The sequence below is a fragment of the Candidatus Paceibacterota bacterium genome (assembly GCA_041661265.1).
In the GTDB taxonomy this organism is placed as follows: Bacteria; Patescibacteriota; Minisyncoccia; order JAHIHE01; family JAGLIN01; genus JBAZUT01.
In genome coordinates this window covers 131,495-150,254 of record JBAZUT010000003.1, presented here as the reverse complement: position 1 = coordinate 150,254, position 18,760 = coordinate 131,495, and the positions used below count along the sequence as shown (strand labels likewise).

The following is an 18,760-nucleotide window of genomic DNA, read 5'->3' as shown; positions in this document are numbered from 1 at the left end:
TTAAAAATAAAATATCAAAAACAACATATCATGATCAGCTGTTCAGCATTTCGTCAAAAACCTCGAGATACATGGCACTGCTCCATAATTGCGCATTGCATCCGGAGCATGTCTTTTTTTCGGCACTGCTTACTTCACTGTGATGTCCGGCTATGCCTTCATAGAGGATATCTTTCGTGTTAGCTTCCATGATCGAGTTTATATATTCGGAATATTTATGGGCATTGATCCTATACAGAACTAACGCAACAAGGTTGTTTATCCAATACCAGCTGTTGCCATTGTGATAACTTAAACTATTCTCTCCCGTGTCGTGGGCGATGAACATGTCGCTTTTTATATCAACGGTGGAGATGCCTCCCCACGGAAGATATAACCTTTCAAGAAGTTTATCAAAGCATGTTTCCCATTGTTCATTTGACAGCAGTTCGGGATATAAATAGGCCGCTATGAACGCATTCGGCCTCGCCGTTTTATCGGAAGGGCTATCCAGGAGGATGCCATTTTCATAAAACTTGCTCAGGACTTTTTTTCTTAACTCGCTTTCAAGTATTTCATATTGATCATTCCGAGTCAGTTCGTATAGGGTCTTGTATATTTTCAGCCTTCCTGCCTGTATCTCAATTCTTTGACCGGATCTTTCGATACTGTCCATCCAGGTTTCGTTGTTATAATTGATGGCAAGATCATCGATCGTTCTTTTTTGCATCAGGTCGGGTATGACCTTCTCGATCGTGTCTATGATCTCCAGTTTAAGGTATTCGGGAAGTTTTTTGGCATCATTTAATTTTTTTATTCGATCCATCAGCCAGCCCAGCGAATCTGCGCTTTTCAGCACATTTTCCGATGCTCCATAGAATCTTTGTTTTGGCAATTGCCCGTCGCCGGTGATCGACCTGATGTGCTTGTTTATGATCTCAAGTGAAAGATCTTCTTTCAATTTATGGATCTCCAAGAGCGATATTGCTTCATCTCGGGTCCAAAATTGGAAAAACCAGGGAAGGCCCGCATATGCTCCCTTTTTCATATTAGCCTCAACAAGCATTGTGTAAATGGAGTTTTGCGCGCACAAATATGCCATCTTTATCTCTTCATCGCTTATCTTCGGAAACTTTAATTTCTTGTGCACAGTGTCGGCTTGTTTTTCATATAATTTGTCGAAATTCTTGTAAACTCTCAAAACCTCGTCCATGGCTTCCTTCTGGGTTCTTCCGACTGCCAAAACCGCTTCCCTGAATTCAATTTCAACGGCTTTGTAAACAAACCTGTCCCAAGGAGTTGAATTGCGTTTGTGATCTTTTTGATAGTATTTTGAAAAGAATTGGCCTATGCTCTTGTATTCTTCTTTGTCGGTTTTAATGGCAAGATATAGCGAATATTCCTTTTTATCTGCAAGTCCGTCTTCGTTCTGGTCCCTGCGTTTCGTAAATTTTATGAGAGCGCAATCGTTTTTGATTTCAATCTCATAAAATCTTCCCATTAGCCTGGAATCATAGGGATGTCTGATATCAAGCACTATTTCGGCTTTGCTTGTTCTGCTTGTCTTGATGCAAAGTGCATTATGGCCATTAGGCAAAAAATATTTTTCACTGATGCCATTCTCATATTTCCGGCTTACTTCAAAAAAACCATTTCTGATCTCGGTTAATTTCCCGGAATCGATCATATTAATCGAATCGATGATCTTATACACCATAAATTCATTTCTGACATTCTTGCAATCGGAATAAAAAAACCCCTGATATCTTGTTTCATCCTGGTTGGCTATATAATAATAATTACCCATGTCATTTCCAAGGATCAGGCCCGTGCTTTCATCGGTGTTTTTGACTATTTTTGTATTTTTGTATTCATGCGTTATTTGCATGTATTTGTTTGTATAAAATTAATTAATACTTCGAATGGACGATACGATATGATCGAATATATAATCATTTTTTGAGGGCGATATCATGTCGTTCGCGGGTATGATAGAATTTTTCAGCGATGAATATGATCCGATGTTTTTTGAAAATTCCGGAACTGTTTGCCTTTTGATGATAATCGTTTCGTCTTTGGAAAGCTCCATGAAATAATCAGTAGTTCCGCATCCGCTTTCAGTGTTGTCGATGTAATATGCTTTTTTTCCTCCAAATTCGGTAGCTTCCAAACCTTCGTCTTTCAGATCCGCAATGTCTTCACTTGCGCGGATCGAATTCAGGGCATTATCATTCATATAACCGATCGACATATAAAAATCAGTAATATCATCTAGGTTTATGTCCCTATTCTTTTCATTAATGCACAAATTAGCGTGTCTGTATGGTGTTTTGTGTGAGATTACCGTTTCTTTTTCGGAGTTTGTAATTACCGTCAGTTCGGATGAATGCTCAAAGCTATATCCATTTGCGCTGTCGCTGAAAACATTCCATTTGATCAGTTCAGAGTGATCCTCGAACACTACCGGAATAATGACTTTATAGGTGTCCTTTCCGTTTTTCGGATTTTCTTCAAATATCTCTATCGAGCCATTGGGCTTTTCGGGAAACGAGAACATGATATCGCCATTATAGTCATACAGATCATCCGCTGTTCCCTCGGCGGTCAGAAAGGTGTCTGCGAGCACATTGCCCTCTTCCTTGATCCTTATTCTGACGTTAGCCTCATAGACATTGGCCATTCCTGAAACATAAGCGGGATTGCTTATCGTTGAATTTTTATATGGAGTTTTAACCAGTATGAATTTATTCCCGAAGTATTCACCTTCGAGAGATGTCGATTCTCTTGCCTCCAAAACCTTAGTCCTCTCGATCTCGAATGACGCAAAGACGAGCAATCCGAAAACCGAGCCGATTCCGAATATAAGACAAAGCCCCATGATCGCATCGGGTATGTCGGATAATGATATAAGCGGTTTTTTCATCATGCGATTATTCTTTAAAAAACTTAGCTGCATTTTCCGGTGACACTGTAATTACATATGAATCAGTAGCCAGTTCAAAACCCGCCCACTTATTCAGTCTCGGCATTATTTCAAAGTGAAAATGCAGATCTGCGCTTTCCGTAGAATGATGCAGGCAGAAATTATATGGTGCATTCAGTAATGCAAGTTTTGATAGGATTTTTTTGAATGCGGAAGCCAAATTTGCATATTCTTTTTCTTGCAGATCGGATATTCCCTTGCAGTGTTTCTTCGGAAATATGCATGTTTCATAGTTGAATCTCGGTGCAAATGGCGCAAAAACAATAAAATCATCGTTTTCATATATGAATCTTTCACTGTTCTTTTCGATCTCTATGATTTCACAGTATGGACATGACTCAAATCTTTTTGTGGCTGCTATTTTTTCAACTACGGACTCCGGGATCATGCTTGTTGTTACTATCTGCGTATGCGAATGTATAATGGAAGTTCCCGCTTCGCTTCCGCTATTTTTAAACAGCTGGACATATTTAACTCCATCTTTTTTCGATAATTCACGGATCCTTGACCCATATACTTTTAATAGTTCGCATAATTCCGATTCATCAAGATCCCAAAGCTGTCTTTTGTGGTCAGCAGTCTCCGCGATCACCTCATGATATCCGAATGCGTTTCCTTTTGTAAAAAACTTTTTGCCAAAATCGATATTGCTTTGGACGCTGCTCTCGGTAATTGGAAATTTATTTGGAAACCATCTTATTTTCCACGAATCCGCTGTACCGATCCGGCCAATTTCGGGAGGAGTCATGTTTTCATTTCCCGGGCAAAAGAAGCAAACGCCCTCCGTCTTGCTGTCTCCGCTTTCCTTAAATTGCTTCAGCCTGTTTTCCCGATCAAGCGCAATATAGCTCCATCTGTCAAGTATATAGTCCTTTCGAAGCTCGATCATGTTTTGTGCGTGAGTTATTTATTGATTTTTGAAACCGCCATATTGTGGGCGTCGATATAATTTTCCGCAAATATCTTCCAATCTGCCATAAAGGCTACCTTTCTTGCCTGGATCTTGTTGTCGATCCTGCCTCTTTTGTCCAGATTGGTGTAGTTATACAGGATATCGACGAATGTATTCATCATTTCCTCCCTTTTGGTTTTTTCTATATCAAGAATATATATGCCCGGCAATTCAATGTCGTGTAATTTTTCATAAAAGTACCGTCCAAATCCGGATAAGTTGCTTGTCAGGGAACCGACGCCGAGCGCCGCGGTCTCGAGCGGGGTGTAGCCCCAGGGTTCATAATAAGAAGGGAATACTCCAAGATGGCAGGCTTGAATGCTCTGATAGTAGTCCAGATCGCTAAGTCCGTCCGCACCGCTCAAATAGATGGGATAAAAAATAACCTTGACCCTGTCTTCTTCGCTGTTAAGAAGGCCTGCCTGCTTGAACGCTTTCATTATCGGATCGTTATCCGGGTCGATCAATTCGTGAGTTGACACTGGCGCTCTCCCGCTTTTTGATCTAAGCTGCATTATCTTCCTTTTAAGTTCCAGGGATGAATCGCTGCCTATAATATTTTTTTCATTGATCTCTTTCTGTGAAGATAGCGTATATAACAGATTTTCTTTGATCTCTTCCTGATTTTCCTCGAGTAGATCTTTCAGATCCTGGAAAGATTCTCTTGCTTCGATGAGGTCTTGCCGGATGCTGTTTATGGACGCCGGTATCCAGAAGAATGTAATGACGGTTTTTTTACTCTTGTCCTTTTTCAGTTTATCGTTCAGCCTTCCCAGCGATTCGATGAATATGTCCAGGCCTTTATTGTGAAATTCGTATCTGCTGGCCGTAAAGAAGAACAAGCTGTTTTTCAGATCTATATTGTAATATGGGTAGAAATAATATAAGACAAACTCTCTGAGCTTTGTTCTATAGGCATTATGTTTCAATGTCAGTTCTTCAAAACTATGGAATTTCGACATATCAAGGCCGTTTGGAAGCAGCACGTCGGCATCTTTCTCCAATATATACTTCGATTCCAGCGCGGTGATCTGGCTTACTGTCGAAAACACATCCGCAGCGTGCGCGGTTATTTTTTCAAGGTCGTGTTTGGCGTTCACGCCATATTTATATGACTCATCTCTCGGGTTTATTTTATCGAGAATCGAATAAAGATCGCCTCCGTGCCCGGCTATGGTCCTGCCAAGAGTTGTCGCATGCGTCGTAAAGACAGTTGCAACGTTTATCTTGTTCTTCTTCAAATATAGGATCGCTCCGCCCGAAAGCCATTCATGAGCATGCAAAACAATGGTCTTTTTCGAATGGACCTTCATGATGTTCTCCATTAATATTCCCACAGCCCAGCTCCATAGGACCGGTTCATTGAAGTCATAAGGACTATTCAAGGAATCAAGACCGTAGTTGTCCCATATATCTTTTTTGATCTCATTTACTGCAGACCAGTAGTTTCTGTAGTCAACCAGAATAACTTGAGGTTCGCTTTCTACAAGCCAAGTTCCGAAGTGGATGATGATCCCCTTTTCCTTTAATTGGTTGTAGCTGTCTTTGTATATTTCGGGTACAGACTCTTCCTTGAAGGATGATCTTGTAGATTCTGCGATATATGGACCGACCAAGAAGTAATTATCATCATAGTATTCTTTCATGTGCCTCGCCTTGGAGCTCAAAACCGTAAAGATGCCTCCAACTTTATTGCATACTTCCCACGACATCTCGAAAAGCATATCCGCCTTTATTTGTTTTTTTTGAATTGTCATTTTTGTATTGATAATTACGGAAAAAAGTGATTATTTCTTGGTTTGAATTTTAAACATTGAATATTATAGACCAAGCCGGCCGTTCATGTGAAACGAATGCTGTATTTCTGACTATCCGCTAATCACGCGAATCGCCTGCATTCGTTATTGCAGGATCCTGAGTAATATTTTCAGTTCTGAGTTGTTCTCATTGGCCGCCAGCCCCTGGCTCAAGACATTTATCGCTTCCTGTTTTCTTCCAAGCTCGTCCAGCATTAACGCAAGATTGCTGTAACTTGGGATCGAATATGGATCTATCTGTATTGCTTTTCTGAAAGATGTTTCCGCGTTTGTGAAATCCTTTTTGATCCAATAATTGTTCCCAATACTATTATACGCAAAAACATTATTTTTTTCAAGGCTTATTATTCTGTTGTAGATCTCCGTTGACTTATCATAATTTTTTAAGCGATAATGCGTCATCGCAAGCTCCGTGAGATATTCTATGTTATTCGGCTCTTTTTCAACGGCGCTTTCGAAGAAGCTCAAAGCCTCAGAGTAGTTTGTGTTTTTAGCGGATGCTAAACCGGACTTATAGCTGTTCAGGTTCTGCTTCGTATTATATGTCGATACGGATGCGTTGTTATCAGGCGCTGTATTCGGGTTGTTCTTGATATTGTATATGCTTGGCAAGAGAAAGGTCATGAAGATCACACCAAATACGATGAAGACGAACAGCCCGAAGATCGCCAAGTTTTTTTCGTATTGCTCGATATACGCTTCTTTTTTAAATTTTTTCATATTTTTGTTTTATTATAATAAATTAAATGTTCAGATAATTTATGTACTATCGTTTTTTATTACTTTTTTTGTATAGCATATCTGTTATTTTCGATATGACGTCAGCGGGAGTTATGTCCACTTTTACTAGATATTCCGACGCTCCCAGTTTTTTTGCCTCATAGATATCTTCGTCGCTTGATAAGTTTGTTATTACGATGATGGGTATCGATCTGATCTTTCGGTCGCCGGATCCCTTGATTGTTCTTAGGACCTCAAATCCGTCTTTCAGTGGAAGCAGCATGTCGAGCAGGATAACATCCGGTATCTCATCTTGGATGAGTTTGATGGCCGCAACGCCGTCCTCTGCCGTTACGGTGTTAAAGCCTTCCAGCTTTAATTTCAACTTGAACATTTCCAAGAGATCGATGTCATCTTCGATTAACGCTACTTTTGGTGAATTTTTCATTTGTTTTTGTTTTATAACGATAATTTATTTATATCGTAATGCGTCCAGTGGATTGAGCCTTGAGGCGCGTCTTGCGGGATAGAGTCCGGTCATGAATCCGACTATTGTCGAAAAACTTAGGATGGTTATAACGAATTCGATCGGAGTAAAGAACAAATTTACGGACTCTCCGCCCAAAGACGATGCAAGCCTGTTGATTGCGAAATTGGAGACCGCTGCCGCTCCCACCCCCAGCATTATGCCGCTGACGCCTCCGAGGAATCCGATAAGCACGGACTCGACGAGGAACAGCTTCCAAATATCGCTCCTGGAGGCTCCAAGCGATTTCATAACGCCGATTTCCTGCGTTCTTTCCAGAAGCGCAATGGTCATAGTGTTGAACATTCCGATTGCAGATACTATAAGTGCGACGGCTCCGAACAGGGACAGAACGATTTGGACTGCCTGGAATATCTTATTGGCCTCATCGATCGTATCAGAGAGCGATGAAACGCTGAATCCCATATTTATCAATTTTTCGCGCACCCCCTCAACTTTATTTTGATTGGAAATTTTAACTTTTGCCCTGGAAAAACTTGGAAGATTCAGATAGTCGATGTCTGATAGCTGTACATATGCGAACGCCGAGAAATCATCATCTACGATTCCGACAACCTCAAAATCATTTGGAAGATTTACCTCCTCGACATCTTCGGATGCGGCTGGCGATAATTCGTCGGTTTTCCTTGGAAGATATAATTTCAGCGCTGCAATTGAAGAAATTGCATCGCTGTCGTTTTCGATGTTGAAAGACTTCAGGATCGCGGACGATATTATGATCTTGTTCGTTTCTCCATCGGTGAATGATCTTCCAGCCTTCATTTCTATTCCGGAAAGCTTCAAATATGACGCCTTGATCGCATTAACTGTTATTCCGCTACTCAAGCTGTTGATCTCGATCTGCGCAGGGATGTTCAGCATCGGGCTGACTTCGACCACATCCGCAGTCGCCTCTATTTTTTGAAAAGTTTCCTGGTTGAGGTCGACGAGTTCGGCGTTTTCGGAGAATATGTCCAGCGTCGAAAGCGCATCGGATGTTGTAATCTGCTCCAATATCAGTTTTTGCAAGCCGAATCCGAGAGACACCAAGAACAATATTGTTCCGATTCCCACGCCGATACCCAAGATCGTAAGAAGAGTTCTAAGCTTGTTCGTCTTGAATACCCTCGTTGCAAGTTGTAGGATATCTCTTGTTAGCACTTTTATATCACATTAAAGGTTATTCTTTTTTTATGCCGAATTTCACAAGCAATGTTATCTCAAACTCCTTGATGAGCTTCCTGACTACTCTCTTGTCCAGTCCCACTCCGCCCTCCTTGAACGGCAAGTCAAGCTTTTCGGCGAATAATTCATGTCCTATTTCATTCAGCAATCGTTTTTCCAAAAGATCTTCGAGCCGATTGATCTGTTCCCGCGTGGTGTTGTCGAGAAATGCTCTTTTGAAATATCGGACAAAAAGTTTTGCTTTAAGTCTGGAGTCTTTATATCCGAGCTTGGATGAAATGCCGCTGAGATCGCTTTGAATGATCTCTGCGTTGTCCAGCACTTTTTCAACTCCGTGTGAAAAATCCGTAGCCGTTCTTTCGTCAAGCCCCACGCCTCCGTCTTCGATCGATCTGTCGAGCATTAATCTCAATTCTTCTCTTTTGAATTTTCCAATTATTCTGTTTCTGATAAATTCTTCGAGCCTCTGATTCTGATCTACGTTGGTTTTTGTCAGCAGATATTCGGAAAGTATTTTCGCTTTGAACGGGATCATAAGCATATGAAGCTGAGCTTCCGAAAGTCCGGGAAACGATCTCATCAAAAGTTCGAATTCCCTTTCCTTCGCGCCGCCTTTCTCTGTATTCTTTTTATTTTTTTTCTTGTTCACAACCTCATGCTCGATGCGTCCGTCTTTCATATAAAAAACTCTGTCGGCATATTCCAGATTTTCGGGATTGTGGGTGACCATTATAAAAGTCTTTTTGTCGATCTTGTTCAGGTCGTCAAAGATCTTCAGAACGTTTTGCGCAGACTTGGAGTCAAGGTTTCCGATTGGTTCATCGGCAAGCAATATCGGCTGATCATTGATAAGGGCTCTTGCTATTCCAATCCTCTGTTGCTGGCCTCCGGATAGTTCGGTTGGTATCCTGTTGGCTTGCGACGTTATGCCGAATTTTTCCAAAAGCTTGACCGCTTTCTCTCTTCTTTCTTTTCTGTTGGCGTTACCTAGGAATATTTGCGGAAGAAGTATATTGTCGATCACGCTCAAGCTTGATAGAAGGTTATACGCCTGGAATACCATTCCGATCGAAGTACAGTGGAATCTTGCGAATTCATTGGCATCCATCTGACTTATGTCCTGTTCGTTGATAATAACCTTGCCTCTTGTTGGTTTTTCAAGTCCCGCGATCAGGTTCAATAATGTGGATTTTCCACAACCTGAAGGTCCGAATATTATGACATATTCCTGAGGCTTGATCTCAAAATTTACATCCATCAAAGCATTGACCTGATTATCGGATCCTTCATTATATATGACGCATGCATTTTCGATTTTTATGTGTGGCATTGTTTACATTACAAAACGACATTATCTAGTTTGTTTCGATAATCTAATTTATTATAGCATAATTATGTAATTTAACAAAAGCAATCGATATGTTTCTTCTTTAATATTCCTAAAAATATATTATCTGGTTTAAATCCATATCTCAATTTTTTCTTGTATCGGTAATAGGAATTATTACAGATCATAAACAAACCTTTTCTGAATTTAGAGAAGGCGAGGAGGTTTCCTGAGGAGTCTCAGAAAATAAGGCAAAGTAACCTGGTCGATGTCCCTATGCCTTTATGAATACATAGATGCAAAACAACAAAAAACATCAGAACAATGTTCTGTTTCTGTTTGGTGATGACAAGCTCTTGCTCTTGCTTCATCCTTATTATTCAGTGTTATTTTTTTATATAAAACAAGAAGCTTCATTTTATTGTGTTATATACACATTGCCGTAGAAGCTTACTTCTTCGATCCTTTTTTTCTAACAAAATTATTTAGCTTGAAGCACCAGATTCACTTTTTCCAAAACACTTGCCGGATTGATCTTTGCTTTTACGAGAAAATCCGTAGCGCCCAGATTTTTGGCTTCAAGGATGTCGTCTTCGTTCGATAGGTTTGAAATGACCACAATAGGCAGTGATTTTATGTATGGATCATTGGATTTTTTCAGTTCTTCCATCACCTCATAGCCATCCTTCTCTGGAAGCAGAAGATCAAGCAAAACCAGGTCAGGCTTTTCTGACTTTATCAACTTCAATCCATCGGTGCCATTTTCTGCACTGACAATCACATACCCGCCGAGCTCCAGTTTGATCTTGTACATATCACTTATCTCGATGTCATCTTCAATAATAGCTATCTTTTTTGACATAGTTCTATGTTAATGATAGAAAGTTATACAATATTCTCGTACAGGCAATGATGAATTGACTATACGTTGTATTTTTTCAATCTGTCATCCACCGCCTTGATGGCTGCTTTTACGTTTTTTGATTTAGATAGCTTTAATGAAAGCGTCTCATCCTGAAGCGCATTCAATGCCCAGTTCGCGAAGTCATTTTTTTCGGAATTCACATGATAGGCATATGATTCCTCGCTGATGTTCTTGAGCGCATCCGAGAGATCCTTCATGTTTCTCAGGGCCGGGCCGTTGTTGATCCAGAAGCACAGATCCCCATCGACTGTAACGAGATCCGGTTTTTGTGTTTTTCTTGCCATATTGTTTTTTTTATTATTACTTAATTATTTTTAAATTCCAATAATCGAATTTTGAAGTCGTTCAATACGTTCATATAGCTTATAAATGCTTCATATGGCGATTCGTATGGACTGAAATACTTGTGAACGTCTCCATCCGAGAACCATTTTGTGCACATGTAATAGAAATGATCGCTGGTCTGCATTTTCCTCCAGTCATCGAGAAGCTTCTTGTCATTGGCATTGATCACATCTTCTTCGATTTCATAGATCTTTCTGAGTGCTGATTTCTGCATTGAATTTCCCGTCCAGGCGGAAAGATCTCTCTCAGTGTCCGCCCATGTCAATATGCCATGTACATCCACTTCATCCATGGTGCTGTATGAATCGACCAGCTCCGAAGGCGTTTTGAAGTTGTTATCCGGATGCTTCAGGAGCTCGCTTGGGAGCGCTCTGAGGAAATTGAATATTCCGCTGTCCTCCCACTGGTGCTCTCCAAATGTTTCATAATCCATGAATAGGTTCACCGTATTTCCGTTGCCGTTTATCGAATTCACCCACTGGCAGAATTTCGGTGCATAGAGCGGATATTCCGCCCAGCCTTTATTTGAAAATCTAAATGCAATGTCGTCTGAAAGCTTATAATTTTTAAGCAGAAGTTTGATCTTTCGCGTGCCTTTGGGTTTATACAGAAAGTTCGGCGATCTATGCCCCAAATAATAATCCCATCCCTCGGCAATTATCCCTTTATATCCCATACTTTCAATCAAGGCGGCCAGCTCATTGTTGTAGGCAAGTTCAGTGTTACGGAATACTTTCGGTTCGAGTCCGAATACTTCCTTTATTTTGCTCCTGTGAAGTTCGACTTGCCTGATGAACTCTTCGTCAGAATAGAAAAATGATAGTGAGTGATAATATGTTTCATCAAGGATCTCAACATTTCCCGTTTTTGCGAGTTTCACAAATGATTCCAATACTTCGGGCGCAAACATTTCCATCTGCTCAATTGCTGTTCCTGAAAATGAATAGCTTATTTTAAATTCCGGATTTCTTCTGATCAAATCATATAGGATCTCATTTGTGGGGAGATAGCACTTTTTTGATACCTTATCGATGACCGCTCTTGTTCCTTTTTCATTCAAATTAGTGTCGTCGAAATAATTATGATCGGACCCAATGTCAAAAACGGAATATCTTTTTATTCTGAAAGGCTGATGAACTTGAAAATAAAAACACACTGAAGGCATGGTTTTAGTTTTTATTGGCCATGATGTATGGCGTTTGCTCTTGTTAAGCTGTTATAGATATCAATTATTCTGTCTGCTGAAAATTCCCATCTCAATTTATCGATCTCTTTGAAGCTGTTGCCGCACAGGCAATCCTCAAGCTCCTGGTTTTCCAATACGGATATGATTTTGTTGGCCATTTCATTCACGTCCCAGAAATCGACTTTCAGGCAATGATCAAGCACCTCGCTCACGCCGGATTGTTTCGAAACGATCACCGGAGTTCCGCTGGCGATCGCTTCAAGCGGGGTGATCCCGAATGGCTCGGAAACGGACGGCATCACATATAAATTCGCCATCTTATAGATCTTCCGGAGCTGAGCATCCCTGAGAAATCCCGTAAACAGAACCTTATCGGCAATTCCCATTTCGGAAGCTTGTTCGATCACCTGGTGTTCCATGTCCCCGGATCCAGCGATCACGAAAATTACATTATTATTTCTGTCCAATACTTTCTTTGCGGCAGAAAGGAAATAGTCGGGTCCTTTGTGCAATGTAAGTCTTCCGAGGAAAAGCACGATCTTTTTTCCCATAAAATTGAACTGGCTCTTGCAATCGGATTGGGAAGAGAATTCATTTTTATAAATCGCATTATATACAACGTCGATCTTGCTTCCGTCAATATTATAATTTCGCATGATCTTGTCTTTTGTGTACCTGCTGACTGCTATCACCCGATCGGCCTTCTCGATCCCCTCTCTCTCGATCTTATAAACTTCGGGATTTACACCATGTCCGGCAGACCTGTCGAATTCCGTGGAATGCACATGCACAACAAGAGGTTTTCCCGAGATTCTCTTTGCCGCTATGCCGGCCGGGAACGTCATCCAATCGTGAGAATGGATTATGTCATGCCGCACATCTCTTGCGATGCCTTCCGCCGCAACCGCATATCTGTAAACTTCTTCGATAAGATTGCTGCAATAGAACGTTCTAACGTCTTTATCCAACTCCAAAAACCTTCTCCTGTAGTTCTGAGACGTTATATAAGAAACAAGAAGAGAATCTATTTCTTTTATTTTTATTTTTGGTAGATTGGTGGAAATCAGGTTCAGAAAGTCTTCTTTAACATTGACAGTCCGGGGCATTACAAAATTTACTTGAACGCCTTTACCGGACAGCGCCTTTGTTATTCCATAGCAAGCGGTTCCCAATCCTCCGCTGTTGAACGGAGGAAATTCCCATCCAAACATGAGAACCTTCATGTTTTTTATTTTATTAGTATCATTAGAAAGACAGCTCGTCGCAAACTAAATATAATTATAACACAATATCAAAAAACTACAAAATCAATGTCATGTGGATAACGTATGTTCATAAATCAATACTGTGTGTATTCAAATAAACATTATTTTAGACCGGTACTTCCGAATCCTTTTTCTCCTCTGGATGTATTTTCAATGGAAGTCTGAACAGAAAGCTCGAAATGCTCAATTTTTTGTACTATCATTTGTGCTATTTTGGAGCCTTTCTCCACCAGATATCCGGAATCTCCGAGATTTATCATAATTATCACTATCTCTCCCCTATAAGTCGAATCAATAACCCCAGCCATCGTTTTAATGCCATTTTTGAAAGCTAGGCCGCTTTTATCCCAGACGAGCCCTGCATAGCCATCGGGAATCTCCATTTTTATTCCGGTCGAAAAGCCTTTTCTTTCTCCAGCTTTCAACATATAGTCATTTTCGTTTGAAAAAAGATCCATTCCCGCATCTTCCGCATGAGCATATGACGGGATCCTGGCATCATCATTCACTTTCACAATTCCAATTGTTTTCATTCTCGGGGTATTAAATAATATTTTTCAATTTATTCCAGACGAGATCGCTTATTTTATCAGGCGGGAGCAATTCATTATTTTCAACACAATTTATTTCCAGCCAATTATTGTATTTTTTTACAAGGTCCAGTGATTGGATATATGAAGATGTCTGATATTGTTTATCTTTCTCGACTTTGTCGTTTTTGGCTTTTTTTATATAATCTCGTGCCGATTTTTTCTTCAAAAGGTCCTTGGAATAATCGTAAGGCACATTGAGAAAGATAATCGCATCGGGTTTCGGTATTTTAAACACTTCGAATTCCATTTCTTCAAGCCATTTTAGGAAGGTCTCCTTTTCAATTGTATCATGTATCTTTCCTCCCTGATGGATCTGATTCGAAGAAGCATATCTGTCCAATATGACTATTTTGCCGTCTTTCAGCCAGGCGGATATTTTTTCCTTTGATTCGAATCTGTCTGCTGCATAAAGGACGGATGCAAGATATGGATTTACATTCGGCGCGTCTCCAAATTCATTATTCAGGAATCTTCCGATCAGTTTCCCGAAGAAATTATCATAATATCGAGGAAAGTCCATGGTTTCTGCGGCCTTGCCCGACTCCTTGAGTTTTTCCAGAAGAAGTTTCGTTTGAGTGGCTTTTCCCGCTCCGTCAATGCCATCAATCACGATTAATTTGCCTTTAGGGTTATAGTTCTTCATTTGATTTGATATTGTATAGTACAATTATAACAGATAGCGCATAACTTCGGAAGTCAGGATCTCGCCTCGTTGGCGCCAATTCAACATGCATTATATTCCTCGAATGAAAAAGAACTAAAATCGCACCGATTCCTGATTCGAGCATACATAATTCTTGTGGCAAGATCTGAATTTGCATAAAATAAAAACCTTCCAAATCAAATGATGGATAGGCTCAGTTCATAACAATAATGCACAATAGAAAAGCACAATCGTTGATTTAAATCTAATTTTTATTTGTTTCTTTATAATCGGACCAGGGTTTTTTTATTTAGAATTATTTGCTTTCGATCGTTTTTTATCATGCAATCATTCCTGATTTCAGTATAGACCACACACCGGCATTTCGTCAAATCGTCATTGTATTGATGTGGCTGTTTGCGTCCGGTGCAGGCGGCGGAGATGGGTTTATTTTCGTTTATACTTCAGGTCTTTATCTTGTTCATATTGAATCCGCAATCTTATCGATTCCTCAGCCTTCTGAAGCTCTGTTCCGAGGTAAATAGCATGATTGATATTGGAGATGGCTCTGTCTCTGGATATCCTCAGATAGATCAACATGGCATTTTTTCCCTTATACGATGAAAGAAGAAGCTCGTCATGCGAATAATGTTCGACAATGATCTCGTCGTCATCGGTTTTAATGAGAAAATTCCCCCTTGGATCTATTTCATTCCTTGGATGCTTGACTGTTTCAATATAATGGTTCTGGATGATATTCTTCGCTTCATCCCAAGAGTCATCGTATATATGAGCGGATTGGGAATGGATGACGAGATCCCCAAGCTTTACTTCGGGATATTTGGCAAGAATGGACTTGTACACCAAAAATTGAAGCATGCGCAGGCCGAATGCATTTTCCGGCCACGCTTCGAACATATCATTGCTTCTGATCGTTGCTACAAGATATATTTTGTCATTCTGAATTCGGAACCAGCAATGGTTCAGGCAAGGAGGATTTTTGCTGTTGCAGTCCACTCTCGGATCCAAAAGATTGATCACGGCCCTTCTGGTGTATTTTTCATGAAGGAGCTCATCCACAGCCTTTTGGACCTGGTCAACTCCGAAATAGCTGCGCATTCTGGATCCATATGTATAAGAAGCTCCAGCCGGGCATTTTGCGGTCAGGATCGTCGGCAGATAGTTCCTGAGATGATCGCGGTCATTCGGGAGCCATTCGGGAATTTGCAAATTTTCCGGATCCTCGTCGGTTATGATCGACGTAAGGTCCAGGATCTCTTTCTGCCGGTTTTGATATGAGGTTTTGTCAGTTACTCCGAATCTGATTATTTCATCAAGGATCTTAACCCATACTTCGGAAATTTTTGCGCCTCGAACGACATGGACAGCTGGCTCGGAGGGATACATATTTATATCGCTTTTCTCGGGATCCGGAAAAAGAAGCGGCTTTGAGGCGTAAGACTCGAGGTCTTGTTTTAAATTGTTGATGATGCTTTGCACTTTTGAAAGATCGTTTTCTTTTCTCAAGTCGATAAAATTAATATTTACTCTCAGCAGATCCAGCGCGGCTTTGTCGATTTCGTAATCTATCCGGTTATCGACTCCGCTCCTTATTTTCCAATATATGGTATTGGTTTTCTCATCTTCGAATCTCTCAAATCCGCCATCAAAAAAATCAGCTAGCGCTTGGCCGCTTTTGGAATTGTCGAGGCCCAAAATGATCAGGTGGCGTATATTGGGATTTGCGAGCAGATTGCGAAATAAAAAACTGATCCCTTTTCTCGGCGAATAAAGATTGCCCATGACGGCAAACTTATTTTGATCCAATTTTTCGGCAACGAGCTCTTTTTTTGTCCATAGCGTGCAGATGCCAACCTGGCTTTTGGGATTGCCAAAAATAAGCATTGTGTCTTTGTATAACGGCCACTTGCTATTGCCTAAATCGCTCATAGTAGATCAATTAACATAGTATCAGATAAAAACAAAATCGATCCTCCCGCTTTCTATTTGAAATGTTTGCTCAGTTTTGGACCTTTCTGGTTTGCATAATGAGATCCGATCTTCTCGCTATAGACAAAATCGGGCGATTCCACGAGGTTCTCATAATTCATCTGGCATATCGGTTGTCCGTCGCGAAAAATAAAATTGCTGTCAAAGGATCTCACCTCCAGCACGGCCTGCCGTCCCTTTATTTCCCCTTTTTCGCCATATCCGAACCCGGGATCGAAAAATCCCGCATAGTGGCTCCTGAATTCTCCCGTAAAAATGTCATAAGCGATCATTTCGGCGGAATAATTCCGCGGTACTCTGATCATCTCTTTGGTTGAAAAAATATAAAACGATCCTTTTTCCAAGATCAGTTTTCCATCTCTCGGTTTAGCTATGGGCTCAAAAAAATCATTCATATCATAGTAGTTTCTTTTTGAAAAATCCAAAACCTGGTCCACGAGAAGATTCTTATATCCGATTATGTTCGAATTCCCGGATCCTTCAAGGTCGATGCACATCGTCAGATTGCATCCTTGGTTCTGAGTAAGTTTCTGATCTGAATCGATGGGTCGTAAATTATCATCGACGAGAAGATTTTCAGATATGTAAAGCTTCAGCAGTTCATCGCGTGACAGCTTTGCGTCTCCATTGAAGAACCGGAGCTGATTCAATTTATCTTCGCTGTTCAATTTTATCAGAAAAGATTTCGGAATGACCTGAAGCCATAGCTCTCCTTCGTATCCGCAGGGCACGTCGTCAAATCGCGAATTATCATCAACGATCAGCCTGGTCTGAAGATCAACGCGTCCGGTTGAGCTCTTGCTCGAAGCTATCGCAAAGATCTCGGGAGAAAGCGCAAGGCTCTCGATCAGTTTTATGAGATAGACGCCACTTTTTTCCAGCGGATTCGAGAGGTTGATCCTATACAGGGATTCATTTTTTATGATGTCGCGCACGGACTCTCCCTTTTTGGGAAGGAATGTCCCTTTCATTCTGTATCCTTCATCGCTTACGCATAGATCAATGCTTGCCGGTTGAATGCTGTCATTTTTTGCCTTCACGATCTCGCCTCGCGATATCATCTGTCTCATGAGCTGCGAAGGGATCGCTCCGGATTTTTTTATATTTGTTTTGGACATTTTGAAAACTTATATTACCTTGATTAATCGGATCACCTGCTGCGGTCTATATAGAAACCGACAAATGATTAATGTTGTCGGTTTCTTTTGAAATATGTCTATAAAAAAACAATTTCAGTTAGCTTACTTTAATGCCTGCGCCCATAGTTGAGGTTATGATAATATCTTTGATGTATTCTCCCTTAACTCCCGCCGGTCTGGCTTCTCTGATAGCCTGGATATAGAATGCGATATTTTCCTTCAGTTTCTCGTCGCCGAATGATATTTTTCCGACAAGCTGATGGATATTGCCCGTATCGTCGTTCTTGAAGCTGATCTTGCCCTTTTTGAGCTGTTCAACCGTCTTTTTGATGTCGAATGTGACTGTATCGGTCTTCGGAGAAGGCATAAGCCCTTTCGGTCCAAGGACCTTTGCAATTACAGCCATTTTTTTCATTATATCCGGCGTTGCGACTGAAATATCGAAATTGGTTTCTTTGGTCTGTTTGATCTTGTCGATCAGATCCTGGCCTCCGACCAGGTCGGCTCCGGCCTGTTTTGCTTCCATTGCCTTTTCCCCTTCGGCGAACACAGCTATTTTCTTTTCTTTGCCGGTTCCGTTCGGAAGAACCACGGTTCCCCTGATAAGCTGATCTGCCATTTTTGGATCGATGCCGGTTCTGACATGGACTTCCACGCTTTCGTTGAATTTCGCTGTAGCGTTTTTCACCAAAAGCTTTACCGCTTCGTCCAGGCTATATCGCTTATCGCTGTCTATTCTTTTTTTGATCTCTCTGTAACGTTTTGATTTGTACATATTGTTTGATTAGTGGTTCAATCGTACCCGCTAAAGGCACTCCCACGATGTTAATTATATAATAAAGACTTAATTGTTTTCCATCAATGATCGCCGTCCATATCGCGTGTTTCATAATCGCATTTCTCTTCCCGCGGATGATCATATGCTCTCTGTATGATCTCGGGACTGCGTTCCCACTCCGCTTTTTTTGCCTCGTTTTTAGGAAGTGCGGCAAATTTTCTGATCCTGTTGATTTCCGTCTTCAGCTCCTCATTCCTGCCCTCGTATTTTTTCTAATACATTTATATTAGCGCCTTTTCCTTGTTACATTCCCGAACATTCTCAGCTTCGGGATGGTTTCAAGGCTCATAATGTCTTTCTTTCAAAATGCAACCTTGCGACCGTATT

17 protein-coding genes are annotated in these 18,760 nt (G+C 40.8%); all 17 read right to left on the bottom strand.

Features of this window, described 5'->3' with window-relative positions; translation table 11 throughout:
• Window positions 1–34: 34 nt before the first annotated feature.
• The 17 genes from WC788_03480 to rplA all read right to left on the bottom strand — a co-directional run bounded on the left by WC788_03480 (window position 35) and on the right by rplA (window position 18,370).
• On the bottom strand, window positions 35–1,867 hold the full coding sequence (locus WC788_03480; protein ID MFA6096661.1) for an amylo-alpha-1,6-glucosidase: 1,833 nt from the start codon (window positions 1,865–1,867) through the stop codon (window positions 35–37).
• Between the two features lie 18 nt (window positions 1,868–1,885).
• Window positions 1,886–2,905, bottom strand: coding sequence for a Gmad2 immunoglobulin-like domain-containing protein (locus tag WC788_03475; GenBank protein MFA6096660.1), 1,020 nt, complete (start codon window positions 2,903–2,905; stop codon window positions 1,886–1,888).
• Window positions 2,906–2,909: 4 nt separating this feature from the next.
• Complete coding sequence (locus WC788_03470) at window positions 2,910–3,851, bottom strand: DUF4931 domain-containing protein (protein ID MFA6096659.1); 942 nt, start codon at window positions 3,849–3,851, stop codon at window positions 2,910–2,912.
• Between the two features lie 14 nt (window positions 3,852–3,865).
• Window positions 3,866–5,671, bottom strand: coding sequence for a glycogen/starch synthase (locus WC788_03465; protein MFA6096658.1), 1,806 nt, complete (start codon window positions 5,669–5,671; stop codon window positions 3,866–3,868).
• 144 nt (window positions 5,672–5,815) lie between these two features.
• Window positions 5,816–6,451, bottom strand: coding sequence for a tetratricopeptide repeat protein (locus WC788_03460; GenBank protein MFA6096657.1), 636 nt, complete (start codon window positions 6,449–6,451; stop codon window positions 5,816–5,818).
• Between the two features lie 46 nt (window positions 6,452–6,497).
• A complete protein-coding gene (locus tag WC788_03455; protein MFA6096656.1) occupies window positions 6,498–6,899 on the bottom strand; it encodes a response regulator in 402 nt (133 codons plus the stop codon).
• 24 nt (window positions 6,900–6,923) lie between these two features.
• Window positions 6,924–8,138: an FtsX-like permease family protein gene (locus tag WC788_03450; GenBank protein ID MFA6096655.1), complete on the bottom strand. Its 1,215-nt coding sequence runs from the start codon at window positions 8,136–8,138 to the stop codon at window positions 6,924–6,926.
• 19 nt (window positions 8,139–8,157) lie between these two features.
• Entirely contained in the window at window positions 8,158–9,492 is a 1,335-nt protein-coding gene (locus WC788_03445) for an ABC transporter ATP-binding protein (protein ID MFA6096654.1), read from the bottom strand.
• A 478-nt stretch (window positions 9,493–9,970) separates the two neighbouring features.
• Window positions 9,971–10,351, bottom strand: coding sequence for a response regulator (locus WC788_03440; protein ID MFA6096653.1), 381 nt, complete (start codon window positions 10,349–10,351; stop codon window positions 9,971–9,973).
• 59 nt (window positions 10,352–10,410) lie between these two features.
• Window positions 10,411–10,698 (bottom strand): hypothetical protein, encoded by a 288-nt coding sequence (locus tag WC788_03435; protein ID MFA6096652.1) that lies wholly within the window; start codon window positions 10,696–10,698, stop codon window positions 10,411–10,413.
• 20 nt (window positions 10,699–10,718) lie between these two features.
• A complete protein-coding gene (locus WC788_03430; GenBank protein ID MFA6096651.1) occupies window positions 10,719–11,924 on the bottom strand; it encodes a glycoside hydrolase family 57 protein in 1,206 nt (401 codons plus the stop codon).
• Between the two features lie 11 nt (window positions 11,925–11,935).
• On the bottom strand, window positions 11,936–13,168 hold the full coding sequence (locus WC788_03425; protein MFA6096650.1) for a glycosyltransferase family 4 protein: 1,233 nt from the start codon (window positions 13,166–13,168) through the stop codon (window positions 11,936–11,938).
• Between the two features lie 143 nt (window positions 13,169–13,311).
• Window positions 13,312–13,743 carry a dUTP diphosphatase gene (gene dut, locus WC788_03420; GenBank protein ID MFA6096649.1) on the bottom strand — a complete coding sequence of 144 codons (432 nt, stop codon included), beginning with the start codon at window positions 13,741–13,743 and terminating at the stop codon, window positions 13,312–13,314.
• Window positions 13,744–13,753: 10 nt separating this feature from the next.
• Window positions 13,754–14,446, bottom strand: coding sequence for a deoxynucleoside kinase (locus WC788_03415; protein ID MFA6096648.1), 693 nt, complete (start codon window positions 14,444–14,446; stop codon window positions 13,754–13,756).
• Window positions 14,447–14,893: 447 nt separating this feature from the next.
• The gene (locus WC788_03410; GenBank protein MFA6096647.1) at window positions 14,894–16,396 is read right to left on the bottom strand and encodes a thymidylate synthase; all 1,503 of its coding nucleotides are present in this window, start codon (window positions 16,394–16,396) and stop codon (window positions 14,894–14,896) included.
• A gap of 53 nt (window positions 16,397–16,449) precedes the next feature.
• A complete protein-coding gene (locus WC788_03405) occupies window positions 16,450–17,574 on the bottom strand; it encodes a 2'-deoxycytidine 5'-triphosphate deaminase (protein MFA6096646.1) in 1,125 nt (374 codons plus the stop codon).
• Window positions 17,575–17,692: 118 nt separating this feature from the next.
• Window positions 17,693–18,370 (bottom strand): 50S ribosomal protein L1, encoded by a 678-nt coding sequence (gene rplA / locus WC788_03400; protein MFA6096645.1) that lies wholly within the window; start codon window positions 18,368–18,370, stop codon window positions 17,693–17,695.
• Window positions 18,371–18,760: the final 390 nt, after the last annotated feature.